Source organism: Idiomarina sp. HB (assembly GCF_048059115.1).
Lineage (GTDB): Bacteria > Pseudomonadota > Gammaproteobacteria > Enterobacterales > Alteromonadaceae > Idiomarina > Idiomarina abyssalis.
On sequence record NZ_JAYLVU010000002.1, the window covers coordinates 139290 to 155682 of the forward strand.

Sequence of the window (16393 nt, forward strand, 5' to 3'; positions counted from 1 at the left end):
GTTACAAAATATGGTTGCCGAATACCAGCAACTGACAGACAACAACGGCTGTTGTTAATAAAACGCGAATACGATAGTAGCCCATATAAGAAGTCATGGCGGAGCTGCGGGCGAGCTTTTGTTCAAAGAAAAGGACTAAAACAAAACCGAGCATTTGCAGACCCAGAGACCAGGCGGGTAGGTTAATGAGTATTGTGAACCAGGCTAAAAGAGCAAAAACATTGCTTAGTAGTAGTAAGCCTGCGGTTTTTTCGCTTTCAGCACGATGTAAAGCCCGCCCCCATAAGGTGCCACCTAAAAAGGTTAATATAATAGCGCCGTAGGTGATTAAGAACTCCAGCGGTTGTATGCCCCAAAATGCGCCCGTCCCCATTAATGCAGCAAGAGACGATGCTAAAAAGGGGATTAGCCCGAGAAAGCCCAGTGTGTGTATAAGCCAGTTTTTGCCTTTATTCATAAGCAAATCAGTCCACCAGATGTGAGTTATAGTTGTTTTTACGGTAATTGTTCTCTTTACGTTTAGTCTAACTTTAAATAACTTGCGTAATAAACGATAACAACAATGTCTTTTTTCTCTCGTCGACTTTCCCCTACAGGCCTGTTGTTTACGAGTTTCAGTTGCTTTAGTAAAAGTCAGCCGATACTATTTCGGCCCTTTGACTTTTAGTGACGCTAACGTTGCTGGGCGCAAGATCTATGAATAAACGGATACTGGTTACCGGAGGCTGCGGTTTTATTGGCTCGCATACCGTGGTTGAGTTAATACTCAACGGTTACCAAGTGGTTGTTGTTGATAACCTGAGCAACAGCAGTGCGTCGGTCATTGATAAAATACAGAAGGTTACAGGCAAGCGGCCAGACTTTCATCAAGTCGATATTTGCGACATCGACGCATTAACCGGTGTCTTTCGGCAGTACTCTATTGATGGCGTTATCCATTTTGCGGCGCTAAAGAATCCCCAGGAAAGTTATCAGTTAAGAGACCAGTATTTTACGACTAATGTGGACGGTACGCGTAAACTGCTATCGGTAATGAAAGCATTTTCTGTTACCCGGCTAGTGTTTTCGTCTTCTGCTGTCGTATATGGAAACCCGTCAACAGTACCAATTCCTGAATCGGCCCCAGCGGGAGACGTCACTAACCCGTATGGCGAGACTAAATTTCAGTCTGAATGCGATTTAAGTCATTACTGTAACAGCAATGCCAATTTTTCTGCGGTCAGTTTGCGTTATTTTAACCCGGCGGGAGCCCATCCTTCTGGGGGCCTCGGCGAAAAACCGCTTAAGCCAGCGGCAAACCTGGTTCCGGCTATTGGTGATGTCATTACTGGCAAAGTCGGCTCAGTTCATGTTTACGGCCATGACTATTTGACCGATGACGGCACAGCGATACGCGATTACATTCATGTCTGTGACATTGCAAAAGGCCATGTTGCTGCACTGGAAGTGGGGTTTGCACAAACCGGGCATCAGGTCTTTAATCTGGGAACGGGCAAAGGCGAGTCGGTGCTTGAGGTTATACGTGCCTTTGAAAAGGCGAGTGGGCGCACCATCCCTGTTCAGTTTTCAGGCAGGCGGCAGGGCGACGTAGAGAGTTGCTACGCCCAGGTAGACAAAGCCCATAGAGAGCTAAACTGGCGAGCAGAGTCGGATTTGAGTGTTATAGCCCGGGACTACTGCCACTGGTTATCGCTGTCGAGCTGATACAGTGAGATATCGCTGACTTTATCCGCTGTCACAGCCTGGTAAGCACACAGCAAAAAAGAGTTTATCCGGAAGTGTTTTGCAGCGTGTTGTTGCCTTTCAAGTGGCTGCTCCAGAACTTTAAGCAAGGGTTCACCTGAGGCTTTGGCTACCGCTTCGGCTAAGGTCCACTGCCGGAAAAATGCTTGCTTAGTCAAAGAGCTACCTGCCAGAAATCCATCTTTATAATAGTCACGAATGCGCTGGTAGTTTTTGCTGGTACGCAAGTTCTCAACGTCTATGCCGATACTACAGGTTGTTGAGTAGGCGGCGGCGATGAATCCCGATTTATGAGAAAGTGAGCAATAAACGGGCTGATCGTTTACGCTCAGTAGTGGGGCACCGGAAGGCGTTTTGTCTATAGTGACGTGAACAGGTCCGGAAACCAGCCAGTACTTTCTGACAAGCTGTATCAGCAAGTCCCGCGTTGCTTCCGACACTTGCCGGGGTGATGCGGTGTCGTTGTAGAGCCTATATCCGATAACCATATGCGCTGTTATATTTTTGAAATGTAGAGTGAGATTCTGTACTATTCCGCTTCTTTTTTGAGTATCTGTCCAAACCCTATGCGAGCCTTTGTAGCTGATAGTACATTAGTCCAGAACGAATGTCGTGAACGGCTGAAGCAAATTCCGGCTTCGACCCGACGGCGGCTGAGCTCGTATGCGAAAGTGCTGATAACTGCCATGCTGGAATTGAGTGAAAGGCACCCTCAGTTGCAAGAGACACCGGTGGTATTGGCAACGCGGCATGGCGACTTACACCGCACCGAGAAGTTACTGCGGGAACTGGTGCGGGGGGAAGTTTTGTCGCCAACCCAGTTTGCGCTTTCTGTGAATAATGCCGTACTGGGGCAGTACAGCATGGCCGCTGACAACAGGGAGTCTATGACAACCTTGTCGGCGGGTGAGCAAACCTACCCTTTAGGGTGGTTAGAGGCGTTAAGCCAGCTACAAAGCGAAGCTGAGCAGGTATTGCTGGTGTATGCTGATGAAGTGCCTCCTGCGGTGTACTCCGGGCAGGTTAAATCGCCGGTAACCGGTTTTTCTCATGCGGTTTTACTCCATAGAAAAAACGGACAAGAATTGATTTTGGATCGTCGGGTTGGAAAAGAAAGTCAATTACAGGAAGACGTCTGGTCGGTCGCAAACAGCGTGCAGAAAATACTGGATGCCGGCGGCGGTAAGGTGGTTCAAGACTATAACAAGGTAAGGTGGAGCTGGCATGTTGCTTAGTCTCTGGCAGGTCATTAATCGCACCTGGCGACGTTTCGCCACAGGGCTTTGCTTTGCCATTTTTGGTTTAGGCGGCCTGTTGCTGTCGGTGACTGCGCTGCCCTTACTGGCCATACTATCTAACGGGAATGAGCAGCAGCGCCAGGCCCGGGCCCGGCGTTTAGTGCAACTGACGTTTAAGTGGTTTATCGGCGTAATGAAGTGGACCGGAGTGTTCAACTTTGACTTTAAGGCAATTGAGAAGCTACGAAGCGTTCGGGGTCATGTCATTATTGCGAATCACCCTTGCTTAATTGATGTCGTGGCATTGATTTCTTTTGTGCCGAATCCAGACTGTGTGGTTAAGTCACACCTGTGGAAGAACCCCTTTATGCGGGGCGTTATCCGTTCAACGGGTTATTTAAGCAATGACGATCCGGAAGATTTGGTCAACGACTGTGAGCGCTCGCTGGCGCAGGGGAATAACCTCATTATATTCCCTGAAGGTACGCGCACGACACCAGGAGAAGTGGTCAAATTCCAACGTGGCGCAGCGCATTTGGCGTTGCGTACACGGGCTAAAATTACGGCACTACGCGTGGATTGCGTACCTGTAACTTTGATTAAAAATGAGGCCTGGTATTGTGCACCGCTACAAAAGCCGACCTTGTCGGTGCATTATTTAGGCGAAATAGATTCAGCCGTATATTGCAATGCTGAAAAGCTCAGCATTGCCGCGCGTCAACTGACTCGCGACTTACAGAATTACTATGAAAAGGTGTTAGAAGATGACGGAAAACCTGAAGCAAGAGATCAAAGCCTTGATTATCGAGTCGCTGGATCTTGAGGATGTTGAGGTATCAGATATCAATGATTCAGCCGCGTTATTCGGAGACGATGACGATGGCCTGAACCTCGATTCCATTGACGCATTGGAACTGGGTTTGGCAATAAAGAAAAAGTACGACGTAAAGCTGGACGCAAACTCAGCGGAAACAAAAAAGCACTTTTACAGTGTTGATACGTTAGCGGACTTTGTCGCTAATAATCGCGGCGAATAAACGAGGGAACGATGAAAACGAAAGACGAAGTGTATGCGCGATTAGTTCAAATTCTTGAAGAAGACTTCGAGATAGAATCTGATGATATTTCTTTAGACGCAAACCTGTATCAGGACTTGGATCTTGATTCGATTGATGCGGTAGATTTAGTGGTTAAATTACGCGAAATCACTGGTAAAAAAATCAGCCCGGATGCGTTTAAAGCGGTGCGTACTGTCGAGGATGTTGTCGAAGAAGTTTATAAACTCGTTCACAGCAATTAATGAAAACCGCTCTGCGTTTATTAATCAGTGGCTTACTGATTGCCTACCCTCTGATGGTTTGGTGGTTTGCGCAGAACGGCCTGACAAACTGGCTGCTACTGGCACTGATTACCTTACTGAGTTTAAGCATTGTTGCCCAGGGTATTGGTCATCCCAGAAGCTGGCTTTCAATGGCCGTGTTATTGGTCGTTTCCGTAACGGCTATTTTTGCTGACCAGCTGACAGGTGTGTTGTTCTATCCGGTCTGGATGAATGCGGCATTGCTGCTGGTTTTTGTTGCGTCCTTATGGCGCAAACCGTCGGTAATAACCCGCTTAGCGACGCTGATGGAAGGCTCATTGTCTGAGAAGGCCGTTGCTTACACTGAAAAAGTGACCATGGTCTGGGTCGTATTTTTCCTTATGAATGGTGCTATTGCGCTGGCGACGGCAGTTCATGGTGACATTGAGCTTTGGACGCTATACAACGGTTTTATATCCTACGTGCTGATTGGGTTACTTTTTGTGGTTGAGTGGAGTGTGCGGCGTGTTGTTAAAAACAAGCACTGAGCAATGGGAGCTGCAATGGCTGCGCCCGGATGCAAAACTAGCCTCAATTAACGGCAAACCCATTAGTGTGTCAACCTGGCTTCAGGATGTGGCTGCCGCTACCCATTGGCTTAATGAGCAGAAAGGCGATGCGTTACTTTATCAGCGTGACTGGTATCGTTTTAGTGTTTGGTTCTTCGCGCTGCTAGAGAGTAAAAAGCGAATTATTCTGCCAGCTAATGATAAGCCTGCGACCCTGTCAGAGCTATCATCTCAGTATGCATTCAGAGTACCGGAAGAATTACCTTCCAAAGGGCGTTCTGATGCGTCTTCTTTGATCTTAAAAGGTGACTTGGACTCCCCTCTGACCTTTTTCACCTCCGGTAGCAGTGGCAAACCTAAAGCAGTAGAAAAAACGCTAAGACAGTTATGGCTGGAAGTAGAGACGCTGGAGCAGACCTTTGCAGATAAACTCGGCCAGACGGATATTCTGGCCACGGTGACTCATCAGCACATTTACGGGCTTTTGTTTACAGTTCTATGGCCTCTTGCAGCCGGGCGTTCGGTAACATTACCTTTAGTCGATTACCCTGAGCAATTGCAGCAACTATTGGCGAAAGCTGACGGTCGGCGTTACGCTTTGGTAAGCAGTCCTGCACATTTGCAGCGTTTGGATAACTTGCCACAGCTGTCGCAGCATAAAAACGCTTTGACCATGGTCTTTTCGTCAGGTGGACCGTTGCCGGGCTCAGTTCCTAACAACTTCGCTGACAATGAACTGCAGGCCCCCATTGAAGTGTACGGCAGTACGGAAACCGGAGGTATAGCCTGGCGGCAGCGTAATCCGGGTGCTTCAGATAGTTTCAAGCCTCTGGCCGGCATAGAGGTGAGCTGCGACAACAACGATATACTGGTTATTCAGTCACCGTATCTTAAAGAGCCACAAAGGCCGTATACTACAGAAGATAAAGTTCAGCTTCAGGGGCAGGGGTGTTTTCTGTTACTCGGACGCCAGGACAGAGTCACTAAAATTGCTGAAAAGCGAGTATCGCTGAACGAAGTCGAGCAGTTTATTCAGCAGCACGAATGGGTCGAGTCAGCCAAAGCTTGTGTGTTGCATAGCCCTCGTGTTGAGTTGGGTTTGGTGTTAGTGCTGAACTCCGCCGGAAATGCAGAACTTAATGCCCAGGGGCGGTTTAAAGTGCGTCAGGAGTTGCGTCATCATTTACAGCAGCGTTTTGAAAAAGTCGTTGTACCTAAACGTTTTCGCTATGTGGCGCAGCTACCTTATAACGGCGCCGGCAAAGTCACTCAGGCTGACCTACAGGCGTTGTTCGAAGAGGAAAAGTAGAGAGATTATGCAGACTCAACTACCTAAGTTTATTCGCTTCTCTGAAAGCGCCGGCGAGAATGAAAAGCCGGCACTTAATGGACAGTTTCAATTAGAAGCAGATTGTATTTATTTGCAGGGACATTTTCCTTCAGCGCCCATTTTACCCGGGGTCGCACAACTTGACTGGGTGGTGCAGCTTGCCGCTGAGCATTGGTCAACACCCACCTCAATTCAACGCATTGAAGTCCTCAAGTTTAACGACATGATTTTACCCGGGGCGACGGTTGACTTGTTCATTGAGAGAAAACGCGAAGACTGCGTTACCTTTAAATATTCTGACGGTGATAAAGCGCTGTCTTCCGGACGCCTGGTGTTTAATTAATATGTCTCAGTATTGCTTTCTTATTCCTATTTATAATCACGATAAAACCATTACGGCAACGGTTGAGCGACTGCTGCCTTACGAGTTGCCAATTATTATTGTTGATGACGGCTCAAATGTTCATACCAAAGAAGTTCTGGCAACTTTAGCGGAAGAGCATAAGTCACTTGTACTACTGCACACGCTTCCCGAAAATAGTGGAAAAGGCGGGGCGGTTATGGCCGGCTTCCATTTGGCGGCTGAAGAAGGTTTTACTCACGCGTTGCAAATAGACGCTGATGGCCAACATGAGAGTAATGATATTCCTGAGTTTTTAGCTTTGTCGAAACAGAACCCCGGCGCGCTGATAAGCGGGTTTCCGCAGTATGATGACAGCATGCCGACCAGCCGACGCATTGGGCGCAAGATCACTCACTTTTGGGTGCACATCGAAACTTTATCGATGCAGATAAAGGATACTATGTGTGGTTTTCGGGTATATCCCTTGTACCAGACAGTGGGCTTAATAAAGCGTTGCGATATTGGCACACGCATGGACTTCGATATTGAAATTATGGTGCGCCTATACTGGGCGGGTACACCAGTTTTGTTTATTCCAACCAAGGTGATTTACCCACAAGGCGGACAGTCACACTTCAGAGCACTGCAGGATAACCTGAAAATTTCCTGGCTGCATACTCGCTTGTTTTTTGGCATGTTGCCACGCATTCCGCTTTTATTACTGCGTAGGTTTAAACGTTAATTATGGTGGAGAAGCATTGGGCGAAAAAGAAAGAGCGCGGCAGCTACTGGGGCATCGTTATTGTTCTTCGAGCCTATCAGTACGGCGGCCACTGGTTAATGCGGCTGATTTTAGCGCCAGTGATCACTTACTTCTTTTTGACCGGAGGCGCTCCTCGCAGGGCGTCTCTGGACTTCCTTCGTCGTGTGCATTCATTTGCTGGTGAACAGTCTCCTTTTTTTGCCGAGCCGGGATGGCGCCAAAGTTGGTACCATTTTTGGCAGTTTGGCCTGCACGCTCTGGCAAAAATTGATGCCTGGGTTGGTAAGGTTTCTAAGAACCAGGTGCGCAACTGTGGTGACACCCATTTTGACGATTTAGAAAAACAACCAAAGGGCGGTATTCTAATTGGTAGTCACCTGGGTAACCTGGAGGTTGCGCGAGCGCTGGCTTCAAAAAAGTATACCCGGCGCATGAATGTACTGGTGTTTACCCAACATGCGCAGTCGTTTAACCGTGCATTAAAAAACGTTAACCCGAAAGTTGATATTGACCTTATTCAGGTGACCGACATTGATATGGGACTGACCATATTACTGAAAGAGCGCATTGAACAAGGTGAGTTTGTGGTCATTGTAGGGGACAGAACCTCGGTGACTCAGCCCGGGCAGACCATAGATCAGGAGTTTTTAGGTAAGCCCGCTGCATTTGCCTTAGGGCCCTGGATATTGGCCAGTGTGTTAGAATGCCCCGTGTATTTTTTGTTCTGCTTAAAGAACTCCGATGACGGACATTACGATTTATATCTCAACCATGCGTGTGACCAACTGAAGCTACCGCGAAAAAGCAGGCGGGAGGCTTTGCAGCCAGTTCTGAAAGCTTACAGTGAAACACTGGAGAAATTAGCGATACGCTACCCTTATCAGTGGTTTAATTTTTTTGATTTCTGGAAGAAGGACAGTCAGTAGTATGACGACATCGATTATAGCCTTTGGTGGCCGCCCGTTGACCATTAAAGACGTGGTAGAAATAGCCAATGGCAAAGCGCAGGCCGCATTAAGCGATGCGCCGGAGTTTGTCGAAAAAGTCGATGCCGGTGTCCGTTTTCTGGATGAATTACTTGAGCAGGACGGTGTTATTTACGGCGTAACAACGGGGTATGGCGACAGCTGCACCGTAACGGTACCGGAGAACTTAGTTAATGAATTGCCCATTCACCTTACGCGTTTTCATGGTTGCGGCCTGGGGGATACCTTCGATGAGCAGGAAACCCGTGCCATTCTGGCAGCGCGCTTAAGTTCGCTGGCTCAAGGTTATTCCGGTGTCAGCTGGGAGTTGCTGGAGCGCCTGGTGGTGATGCTGAACGAAAACATGCTACCGCTTATTCCAAAAGAAGGTAGCGTAGGTGCCAGCGGCGATCTAACGCCTTTGTCGTACATTGCCGGTGCGCTTATTGGTGAGCGAGACGTGCGTTTTCGCGACAAAGTGATGAACAGTGCAGAAGCTTTTAAAGAGCTTGGCATGTCGGTTCACAAACTGCGGCCTAAAGAAGGCCTGGCCATTATGAACGGTACTGCTGTAATGACTGCATTGGCTTGCCTGGCCTGGGACAGAGCGGAGTATATAACCCGGTTATCCAGCCGTATTACTTCTTTGGCGAGCATAGCCCTGGAAGGAAACAGTAACCATTTTGATGACCTGCTTTTTGCTGTAAAACCTCATAAAGGGCAGCAACAAGTAGCCAGCTGGATCCAGCAAGACCTGAACCATGTGGAGCACCCGAGAAATTCATCGCGCCTGCAGGACCGTTATTCCATTCGCTGCGCGCCTCATGTTATCGGCGTATTGAAGGACAGTTTACCCTGGTTTCAAGAAACCATAGAAAATGAATTAAACAGCGCCAATGACAACCCCATTATTGACGGTCTGGGAGAGCACGTTCTGCATGGTGGGCATTTCTATGGCGGTCATATTGCTATGGTAATGGACTCGATGAAAACGGCTGTGGCGAACCTGGCGGACCTGCATGATCGGCAAATGGCGCTGCTGATGGACACGAAAATGAACCACGGCTTGCCCTCTAATTTGTCCGCGGCAGAAGGCGAGAGAACATCCATTAACCATGGCTTTAAAGCGGTGCAAATTGGCTGCTCAGCCTGGACCGCCGAGGCATTGAAATTAACCATGCCCGCCAGTGTCTTTTCGCGTTCAACTGAGTGTCATAACCAGGACAAAGTGAGCATGGGTACTATTGCTGCCCGTGACTGTATTCGTATTCTGGAGCTGACCGAACAGGTGGTTATCGCAACCTTGCTGGCAGCTTATCAAGGCGTTGAGTTGCGCAAGCGCATAGCAGAGAAGCCTGTGAGCCCATCGTCTGGTGTTGTTGAAATGCTTGAAAGCCTGGCCAGCCAGTTTGACCTACTGACGGAAGACCGTCAGTTAGAGCCGGAGTTACGCTATTGGCTGACCCAGTTACGATTAAAAGTCTGGAACTTGTATCAGGAGCCAGCATGAAACAAGCCAGTTTGACTATTGATGTTCCCTTTTTCGATGTCGACGCCATGCACGTTGTCTGGCACGGGCATTACATAAAATACATTGAAATGGCGCGCAGCGAGTTGTTGCGTACCTTCAATTATGACTATCCGGATATGGAAGCCAATGGTCATTTGTGGCCAATTGTCGACTTACGCTTAAAGTACGTTGCGTCGGCTACTTACGGGCAGCACATTCGGGTGACGGCCACTTTGGTGGAGTGGGAGCATCGACTGAAAATGAATTATGAAATTCGCTGCGTTGAAAGTAACGAGCTTTTAACCAAAGCCACCAGTGTGCAGGTAGCCGTGTGTAAAAAAACGCGCGAAATGCTGTTTGAATCCCCTGACATTGTGTTTGAAAAGCTGGGGGTTGAGCGCTCATGATGCGTTTATTGGTGGCAACGGTGTTCTTTATGGTCTCAGCAGTTACTTCTGCCGAGGACGATAACTCGTTAAAGGCGCTGTCGGCATTAGAGAAGCAATCAGAGCCGTTGCCGCTGTCGCTGGACTTCCATCAGAAAAAACAGTTGTCAGGGCTGCCTAGGCCTTTGGTGAGTTCGGGGCAACTGGATATTAGTACGGATGAAATTATCTGGACAACCGAGCAACCTCAACAGCAGGAATTGACCATAAACCGTCAGGGTATTTTTGAGCAGGGCGGTGCGGAGTCGATAAGTGGCAGTGACACCATTGCGCAGTTGTTATTGGCTATTTTGCAACAGGATGAAGCGGTGCTTAAGCAGCAATTCAACCTGTCGGTAGAGCAAGAGTGTGTGGTGATGGTGCCAAAAGCAGACGCGCTGGCCAGTGTGATTGAAAAAATCCACAGCTGTGGAGATGATCGCGTTGAACTTGTGGAGTTGTTTGAGCAAAACGGTAACACCACCCGTATTGAACTGAGCCAAAGGTAACATGGAATGAAAGGCGCACGCGCCGCTAGGGCGCCTCGATTACTGCTGCTGTTTGCTTTCATTGCTATTGTGGTATCGGGGCTTGTTATGCAGTTGCCGAATACGCAATGGAGCAGCAGTCTGGCAGATGCTCTGCCTAATGAAGTCTCTGATCTGCAGCGCAGTTATTTAAAAAGCCAGCAACCTAACTCGCAGCAATTGTTGCTGGGGTTTGAATCGAAGCAGCATTCCAAAACTGAGATTCTTAAGGTTGTGCAGGAGCAGTTACGTCAGCTGTTCCACGTAGAACCCACCCTACAGCTGGCTGAGATGACAAACCCAAAAGCGGTATTGTCATTTTATCAACAGCAGGCAGGACGACTAGCAACGTTTCGTGACAGGCAAATGCTTGCAAGTGGTGACTATGAAGCGTTGGTTGCTCGCGCCCAAAAAACCTTACAAAGTCCCGCCCCAGTTTTAACACCGCTGCGAAGCGATCCGCTATTACTGACACAGCGCTTTATACAGCAATTACCAGACTTAATGCCGGGGTATGAGAGCCACGGCGGGCTTTATACTCGTTCGTCAGAATCAACCCGGCAGGTATTGGTACCGCTGCGTATTGCAGGCGATGCGTTAAGCGTGAACCAGTCCGGGCAGTCCGTTAAGGCAATAAATGACTTTACCAGTAAAGTTACTGAGCAGTTGCCCGGTATTCAGCTCTATAAAAGTGGATTGCTGTTTCATTCCGATGCGGCAGCAAAACAGGCCAAAAAAGAAATGACCTGGTTTGGTGGGCTGTCTCTTCTGGTGGTACTGGCTCTGTTACTCTGGGTTTTCCGTTCGGGGCAGCAGTTGTTCTATACGCTGCTGTTGCTGGGTGTGTCGGCAGCGACGGGTCTATTGGTCACTTTGTTACTAAGCTCCCGGCCGCATGTGCTGATGCTGGTGTTTGCGACCAGCTTTATCGGCTTGTGCATTGACTACGTTATTCATGGCTTTATTGCCCGCAGTCATGGGAAAACGGCCTGGTCAGCACTGAAGCCGGCTTTATGGCTCAGCGGTTTAACCACTGTTTTAGGTTATGTCTTACTTCTGCTGCTGCCTTTACCTTTATTGCAGCAATTAGGCATTTTTATGGCAGTGGCTTTAATCACTGCTATGACTCTGGTGGTGACGACGTTGCCATGGTTGCCGGAGCCAAAAGAGCCTGCCCCACGCTGGCAGCAGTTCTGCCTCAATATGACCAAGCTTTACCGGCAGATGCGTAACAAAACCACAACACATTGGTTAAGTGCTATGGCTCTGACCACCCTGGGCTTGCTGGTGTGGTCATTTACCGCTAATGATAACGTCCGGTTACTGGCCAGTTCTCCGGAGTCGTTGCTGCAGCAGGAAAACCATTTGCGGGAAACCACCGACTTTTATTTTCAGCCCGATGTACTGTTGGTGGCTGGCGAAACGAAGCAGCAAGCGCTAGAGCGTACCGGCGACTTGGCCAACTTGAACGGCAGCGTCAGTCTTTACGATTACGTGTTGCCGGTGTCAGAACAGCAACAAGTGGTGGAAGGTCAGCAAAGCCTTTTTAAAAGCCAGGCCGGCGAAGGCTATCTGCAATGGTTGGGTATCGACACGCCTGCATTCAACGGCGCCCCCCAGAAACACCCTTTAGAAAACCAGTTCTTATACCCAGCCGAAGCAGGCTGGATGAGCGTTGTCCGGCTAAAACAGCCATTTAGTTCGGGTGATATTAAAGAGATACCAGGCAGACTGGAGCATTTTAACCCCATTGAGCATGCATCAGACGCATTGACCGAGTATCGGCATTCCATGCAGCTATGGCTCATTGCTTTACTGATCGTTTCTTTACCCATACTGGCGCTATTTTTACGCTCACAACAGAGTCATAAGCAGCGTGTTCAGGCGGCATGGCAGGTTACCTGTGTTATGACGCTGTCGGTCGCAACAGCGTTGCTGCTGGCTCAGCTAATACAACCTCTGAACTTGTTTCATTGTATTGGCGCTATGTTCGTATTGGTGCTCAGTATCGACTACGGCGTTTTCTGCGCAGGGCGTTTAAAGCGACAGCATGCGCTGCAGGCCATTTATCTGTCAGCTTTCACTACCATGGTGGCTTTTGGTGCATTAAGTTTCAGCTCAACGCCAGCCATTGCTGCTTTCGGTATTATTGTTTTAATTGGGGTCTTTATGAGTGCCCTGTTCAGTCCGTTGATAATAGAGTCGCCTGATAGCTAAGGAAAGAATCATGCAGGAATCGGTTTATGATGTGGCAATTATTGGTGCAGGGCCCGCAGGGGCAACTGCTGCTGCCATGTTGGCAAAGGCTGGAAAGAATGTGTTGGTGGTTGAGAAGCAGGAGTTTCCGCGATTTTCTATTGGCGAAAGCCTGCTGCCCCAGTGCATGACCTTTATTGAAGAAGCCGGGTTGCTGGACACGGTGCTGGAAAACGCAGAGCGGCTGGGGTTCCAGTACAAGGAAGGTGCCGCTTTTTATTATAACGGCAATAAAGTGGACTTTGACTTCCGCAAAAAATCCAGTGAAGGGCCGGGCACCACTTATCAGGTTAAACGTGAGCATTTTGATCAGTTACTGGCGCAGGGCGCGGCAGAGAAAGGTGCTGAAGTCAGACACGGCATTGCGCTGGAAGCCATTGATTTTAGTGGCCCGGATGCGGTTAAATTGAGCCTATCCAGCACCACCGGGAAGACGGAAGCAAAAGCTCGTTTTGTGCTGGATGCCAGTGGTTTTGGTCGAGTGCTGCCGCGCTTATTGTCGTTAGAGTCGCCGTCGGACTTTCCAGTGCGCCAGGCCGTTTTCTGTCATGTGAAATCTGAACTTACCGGCGGACACTTCGACCGAACTAAAATTCTCATCACGGTGCACCCACGGAACCCTGAAGTTTGGTACTGGCTCATTCCTTTTGCAGATGGTACCGCCAGTATTGGTGTTGTTGGTGCCAGTGAGTACTTTGCAGAAAATGACAGCGAAAAAGAAGCGCTGTGGAAATTGGTGGCAGACGAGCCTTACCTGCTTGAAGTGTTAGGCGAATACAAGGTAGTTCGTGCTGAACAGCGTATTACTGGCTATTCAGCCAATGTGGATCGTCTCTATGGCGACCGGTTTGCGTTGCTCGGTAACGCCGGTGAATTTTTAGACCCGGTTTTTTCTTCGGGGGTGACCATTGCAATGCAGTCTTCATCGCTGGCGGTGCCGTTGGTGTTAAAAGAGCTGAATAACGAACCCCAGGACTGGCAGAAGCAATACAGTGACCCTTTGCGTGTGGGTATTACAACCTTTCGCACTTTTGTAAAGGGTTGGTATGATACCCGCTTTCAGGATGTCATTTTTTATCCTGACCAGCAGCAACAGGTGAAAGCGATGATTTGCTCAATTCTGGCTGGCTACGCATGGGATACCAACAACCCTTATGTTCGCGATAGCGAGCGGCGCTTGAACGTATTGGCGGAGCTATGCAGCTAGTATCTTTTAAAGGCGTTTTCTTACTACTGGTAATGACCATCCTTGCCGGTTGCCAGTCGTTGAGTGGGCATTCCGTTCAGGTGCCTGTTGCCGACGGGAGTTACCAACTGCAGCACAGCTGGCCGGAAAAGCCTGTGCAGCTATGGCAGAAAGTAGAGTGGCAAAAAGGGCAGCAGCAACGCACTTTTATGGTTTCGGCTGTTTTTGGTAATGAGCGACTGTTGTTGGTTGCGTTGTCTCCACTTGGACATGAATTATTTCGCAGCGAGATTACTCAAGCGAACGGACTGAGCTTTAAGGGCAGTGAAGCTTTTGACGATGCGCGCCTGGCTCTGCAGGTATGGGCAGATTTGCAAATGGCGCTGTGGCCGCTCGATTTTGTTAATTCAAATTTAGACGGTATGAGCTTACAGACCACCCAGACAAAACGTGAACTTTGGCATAACGGCCAGTTGCTATGGTCAGCAGCTAATGACGATGCCAGTCTGCAACGGGTTATTCAGAATAAATCCATGGGTTATCAATTGGTGATAACAACCCTAGAGTATGAGCTATTAGAAACTGATGACAGTAACACTGAGTGAACCGGGCGCTATTTGTGCGTCGGGCCACAATTGCGAGACCATTTGGCAGGCTGCGCTAACGGGCGAGCAGGCCGGCTTGAGGGCGTCTGCTTTCGTTACCAACGATGGCACCTCGCTATTTGCCGGGCAGGTAGCGGATGACAAACTGCCAAATATAGACAGCCTGCCGCCGGCAATGCGAACCCGGAATAATCAGTTGGTTGCGGCGGCCTTACAGCAAATTAAAGAGCCACTGCAGGCGCTGATAAATAAGCTGGGCTCTGATCGAGTAGGCGTGATTCTGGGCACCAGTACATCGGGCATAGCTTCGGGTGAAGAAGCGTTAGCACATGACGAAACAAAAGGTGGCCTGCCTGACTCGTTTTATTACGCAATGCAGGAAATGCTCGCACCGGCAGAATGTGTTGCTGAATTAATGGGTATTACCGGTCCGGTTTACAGCCTTTCTACGGCCTGTTCGTCCAGTGCACGTGCTTTTATGAGTGGCCGCTCTTTATTGCGCTCAGGTATGGTCGATGCAGTGGTTGTTGGCGGTGTTGATTCTCTTTGTCAGCTGACTTTAAATGGTTTTAAAGCGCTGGAGTCGACGTCGACGGGGCGCTGTAACCCCTTTAGCGCGAATCGCGATGGTATTACTATTGGTGAAGCTGCCGGGTTATTTATAGCAACTCGTACAGAAGACAATTTACAACCGTCCTTGGTAACTTTAACTGGTGCCTGCGCTACGTCCGATGCTCATCATATGTCCGCACCACACCCTGAAGGGCGTGGCGCTCTAGCGGCTATGCAGGGGGCGTTGTCAGATGCTGAACTGAGTGCCGAGCAGCTTAGCTACATCAACCTGCATGGCACGGCGACACCACTGAACGACAAAATGGAAGCTTTTGCAGTGAATGAACTGGGTGCTTCGCAGGTTCCGGCCAGTTCTACAAAGGCGCTGACCGGGCATACCTTAGGTGCCGCCGGTGCTATTGAAGCGGTGTTCTGCTGGCTGGCGCTGACTCAACAAAACGGGCTGCCAAAGCATGCCTGGGACGGCGTCAAAGATTCGGATATAACGGATATCAATTTATACCAGGGTGACTCATGGCAGACCCCTGTTGAGCATTGTCTGAGTAACTCCTTTGCCTTTGGCGGAAACAATGTGTCTCTCGTGTTTAGCAGAGGAAAGCAACATGGCGCATAATTTAGACGAGCTGATTAAGCACCAACCCCCCATGCGGCTGATTGATGAGCTGTGCTGGGCTGAACCCGGCAAGGGACAGTGTCGGCTAACGGTCAGTAGCGATAATTTGTTTTACAGCGAATCTCTTCAGGGCTTGCCAGCACATGTGGGCATTGAACTTATGGCGCAAAGCATCGCCGCTGTTGCGGGATACCAGCATAAAGAAGCCGGTGGTGAAATTAAGCTGGGCTTTCTACTGGGAAGCCGAAAATATCAGTGCGATATTGCCAGTTTCAAACTGGGCGAACGATACGATGTGTTCGTTGAAGAGTTGCATGTTGAGTCGTCAGGGCTGAGTGTTTTTGAGTGTGCCATTCGCCATGGCGATAAGGTGATTGCACAAGCCCGGCTGAATGTTTATCAGCCACCAGATGAAAACGCATTTATAGAGGAAAATTATGGTTGAAG

The 16393-nt window shown here is 49.1% G+C and carries 20 protein-coding genes; 18 read left to right on the forward strand and 2 right to left on the reverse strand.

Features of this window, described 5'->3' with window-relative positions; all coding sequences use genetic code 11:
* Position 1: 1 nt before the first annotated feature.
* Positions 2–457 carry a DUF3429 domain-containing protein gene (locus VBY75_RS06400; RefSeq protein WP_199493980.1) on the reverse strand — a complete coding sequence of 152 codons (456 nt, stop codon included), beginning with the start codon at positions 455–457 and terminating at the stop codon, positions 2–4.
* A gap of 239 nt (positions 458–696) precedes the next feature.
* Here VBY75_RS06400 and galE point away from each other — a divergent pair, with 239 nt between their 5' ends.
* On the forward strand, positions 697–1704 hold the full coding sequence (gene galE, locus VBY75_RS06405) for a UDP-glucose 4-epimerase GalE (protein WP_416511611.1): 1008 nt from the start codon (positions 697–699) through the stop codon (positions 1702–1704).
* Here the strand turns inward: galE and VBY75_RS06410 are convergent.
* A complete protein-coding gene (locus tag VBY75_RS06410; protein ID WP_416511613.1) occupies positions 1674–2231 on the reverse strand; it encodes a 4'-phosphopantetheinyl transferase family protein in 558 nt (185 codons plus the stop codon). The two genes, galE and VBY75_RS06410, sit on opposite strands and share 31 nt — an antisense overlap.
* Positions 2232–2309: 78 nt before the next feature.
* Between VBY75_RS06410 and VBY75_RS06415 the strand changes: the two genes are divergently transcribed.
* Genes VBY75_RS06415 through VBY75_RS06495 form a run of 17 tightly spaced genes read left to right on the forward strand, consistent with a single transcriptional unit; the run spans position 2310 to position 16391 of the window.
* A complete protein-coding gene (locus VBY75_RS06415; RefSeq protein WP_416511615.1) occupies positions 2310–2978 on the forward strand; it encodes a beta-ketoacyl synthase chain length factor in 669 nt (222 codons plus the stop codon).
* The gene (locus VBY75_RS06420) at positions 2968–3804 is read left to right on the forward strand and encodes a lysophospholipid acyltransferase family protein (protein ID WP_416511617.1); all 837 of its coding nucleotides are present in this window, start codon (positions 2968–2970) and stop codon (positions 3802–3804) included. The genes VBY75_RS06415 and VBY75_RS06420 overlap by 11 nt, the downstream gene beginning before the upstream one ends.
* The gene (locus tag VBY75_RS06425; protein ID WP_054488782.1) at positions 3746–4018 is read left to right on the forward strand and encodes a phosphopantetheine-binding protein; all 273 of its coding nucleotides are present in this window, start codon (positions 3746–3748) and stop codon (positions 4016–4018) included. The genes VBY75_RS06420 and VBY75_RS06425 overlap by 59 nt, the downstream gene beginning before the upstream one ends.
* Before the next feature lie 11 nt (positions 4019–4029).
* On the forward strand, positions 4030–4281 hold the full coding sequence (locus VBY75_RS06430) for an acyl carrier protein (RefSeq protein ID WP_054488780.1): 252 nt from the start codon (positions 4030–4032) through the stop codon (positions 4279–4281).
* On the forward strand, positions 4281–4829 hold the full coding sequence (locus VBY75_RS06435; RefSeq protein ID WP_416511620.1) for a hypothetical protein: 549 nt from the start codon (positions 4281–4283) through the stop codon (positions 4827–4829). The genes VBY75_RS06430 and VBY75_RS06435 overlap by 1 nt, the downstream gene beginning before the upstream one ends.
* The gene (locus VBY75_RS06440) at positions 4807–6159 is read left to right on the forward strand and encodes an AMP-binding protein (RefSeq protein ID WP_416511622.1); all 1353 of its coding nucleotides are present in this window, start codon (positions 4807–4809) and stop codon (positions 6157–6159) included. The genes VBY75_RS06435 and VBY75_RS06440 overlap by 23 nt, the downstream gene beginning before the upstream one ends.
* 7 nt (positions 6160–6166) lie before the next feature.
* Entirely contained in the window at positions 6167–6523 is a 357-nt protein-coding gene (locus VBY75_RS06445) for a hydroxymyristoyl-ACP dehydratase (RefSeq protein ID WP_054488775.1), read from the forward strand.
* Position 6524: 1 nt separating this feature from the next.
* Positions 6525–7265 carry a glycosyltransferase family 2 protein gene (locus VBY75_RS06450; RefSeq protein WP_416511625.1) on the forward strand — a complete coding sequence of 247 codons (741 nt, stop codon included), beginning with the start codon at positions 6525–6527 and terminating at the stop codon, positions 7263–7265.
* A 2-nt stretch (positions 7266–7267) separates the two neighbouring features.
* Positions 7268–8212: an acetyltransferase gene (locus tag VBY75_RS06455; protein ID WP_416511627.1), complete on the forward strand. Its 945-nt coding sequence runs from the start codon at positions 7268–7270 to the stop codon at positions 8210–8212.
* Position 8213: 1 nt separating this feature from the next.
* Positions 8214–9761, forward strand: coding sequence for an HAL/PAL/TAL family ammonia-lyase (locus tag VBY75_RS06460; RefSeq protein WP_222236159.1), 1548 nt, complete (start codon positions 8214–8216; stop codon positions 9759–9761).
* Positions 9758–10168: an acyl-CoA thioesterase gene (locus VBY75_RS06465; protein ID WP_222236161.1), complete on the forward strand. Its 411-nt coding sequence runs from the start codon at positions 9758–9760 to the stop codon at positions 10166–10168. Before VBY75_RS06460 ends, VBY75_RS06465 begins: the two co-directional genes overlap by 4 nt.
* Positions 10165–10695: a LolA family protein gene (locus VBY75_RS06470; protein WP_199493988.1), complete on the forward strand. Its 531-nt coding sequence runs from the start codon at positions 10165–10167 to the stop codon at positions 10693–10695. The genes VBY75_RS06465 and VBY75_RS06470 overlap by 4 nt, the downstream gene beginning before the upstream one ends.
* A gap of 6 nt (positions 10696–10701) precedes the next feature.
* Positions 10702–12930 carry an MMPL family transporter gene (locus tag VBY75_RS06475; protein WP_416511630.1) on the forward strand — a complete coding sequence of 743 codons (2229 nt, stop codon included), beginning with the start codon at positions 10702–10704 and terminating at the stop codon, positions 12928–12930.
* A 10-nt stretch (positions 12931–12940) separates the two neighbouring features.
* Complete coding sequence (locus VBY75_RS06480) at positions 12941–14176, forward strand: NAD(P)/FAD-dependent oxidoreductase (protein WP_416511632.1); 1236 nt, start codon at positions 12941–12943, stop codon at positions 14174–14176.
* The gene (locus VBY75_RS06485) at positions 14167–14760 is read left to right on the forward strand and encodes a DUF3261 domain-containing protein (protein ID WP_416511634.1); all 594 of its coding nucleotides are present in this window, start codon (positions 14167–14169) and stop codon (positions 14758–14760) included. The genes VBY75_RS06480 and VBY75_RS06485 overlap by 10 nt, the downstream gene beginning before the upstream one ends.
* Complete coding sequence (locus tag VBY75_RS06490) at positions 14741–15946, forward strand: beta-ketoacyl-ACP synthase (protein ID WP_416511636.1); 1206 nt, start codon at positions 14741–14743, stop codon at positions 15944–15946. Before VBY75_RS06485 ends, VBY75_RS06490 begins: the two co-directional genes overlap by 20 nt.
* The gene (locus tag VBY75_RS06495) at positions 15936–16391 is read left to right on the forward strand and encodes a hotdog family protein (RefSeq protein WP_199493993.1); all 456 of its coding nucleotides are present in this window, start codon (positions 15936–15938) and stop codon (positions 16389–16391) included. The genes VBY75_RS06490 and VBY75_RS06495 overlap by 11 nt, the downstream gene beginning before the upstream one ends.
* Positions 16392–16393: the final 2 nt, after the last annotated feature.

Coding starts and splice junctions, on each gene's coding strand:
- VBY75_RS06400 (WP_199493980.1), bottom strand. CDS start 457: ATGAATAAAGGCAAAAACTGGCTTATACACACACTGGGCTTTCTCGGG.
- galE (WP_416511611.1), top strand. CDS start 697: ATGAATAAACGGATACTGGTTACCGGAGGCTGCGGTTTTATTGGCTCG.
- VBY75_RS06410 (WP_416511613.1), bottom strand. CDS start 2,231: ATGGTTATCGGATATAGGCTCTACAACGACACCGCATCACCCCGGCAA.
- VBY75_RS06415 (WP_416511615.1), top strand. CDS start 2,310: ATGCGAGCCTTTGTAGCTGATAGTACATTAGTCCAGAACGAATGTCGT.
- VBY75_RS06420 (WP_416511617.1), top strand. CDS start 2,968: ATGTTGCTTAGTCTCTGGCAGGTCATTAATCGCACCTGGCGACGTTTC.
- VBY75_RS06425 (WP_054488782.1), top strand. CDS start 3,746: ATGACGGAAAACCTGAAGCAAGAGATCAAAGCCTTGATTATCGAGTCG.
- VBY75_RS06430 (WP_054488780.1), top strand. CDS start 4,030: ATGAAAACGAAAGACGAAGTGTATGCGCGATTAGTTCAAATTCTTGAA.
- VBY75_RS06435 (WP_416511620.1), top strand. CDS start 4,281: ATGAAAACCGCTCTGCGTTTATTAATCAGTGGCTTACTGATTGCCTAC.
- VBY75_RS06445 (WP_054488775.1), top strand. CDS start 6,167: ATGCAGACTCAACTACCTAAGTTTATTCGCTTCTCTGAAAGCGCCGGC.
- VBY75_RS06450 (WP_416511625.1), top strand. CDS start 6,525: ATGTCTCAGTATTGCTTTCTTATTCCTATTTATAATCACGATAAAACC.
- VBY75_RS06455 (WP_416511627.1), top strand. CDS start 7,268: ATGGTGGAGAAGCATTGGGCGAAAAAGAAAGAGCGCGGCAGCTACTGG.
- VBY75_RS06460 (WP_222236159.1), top strand. CDS start 8,214: ATGACGACATCGATTATAGCCTTTGGTGGCCGCCCGTTGACCATTAAA.
- VBY75_RS06465 (WP_222236161.1), top strand. CDS start 9,758: ATGAAACAAGCCAGTTTGACTATTGATGTTCCCTTTTTCGATGTCGAC.
- VBY75_RS06470 (WP_199493988.1), top strand. CDS start 10,165: ATGATGCGTTTATTGGTGGCAACGGTGTTCTTTATGGTCTCAGCAGTT.
- VBY75_RS06475 (WP_416511630.1), top strand. CDS start 10,702: ATGAAAGGCGCACGCGCCGCTAGGGCGCCTCGATTACTGCTGCTGTTT.
- VBY75_RS06480 (WP_416511632.1), top strand. CDS start 12,941: ATGCAGGAATCGGTTTATGATGTGGCAATTATTGGTGCAGGGCCCGCA.
- VBY75_RS06485 (WP_416511634.1), top strand. CDS start 14,167: ATGCAGCTAGTATCTTTTAAAGGCGTTTTCTTACTACTGGTAATGACC.
- VBY75_RS06490 (WP_416511636.1), top strand. CDS start 14,741: ATGACAGTAACACTGAGTGAACCGGGCGCTATTTGTGCGTCGGGCCAC.
- VBY75_RS06495 (WP_199493993.1), top strand. CDS start 15,936: ATGGCGCATAATTTAGACGAGCTGATTAAGCACCAACCCCCCATGCGG.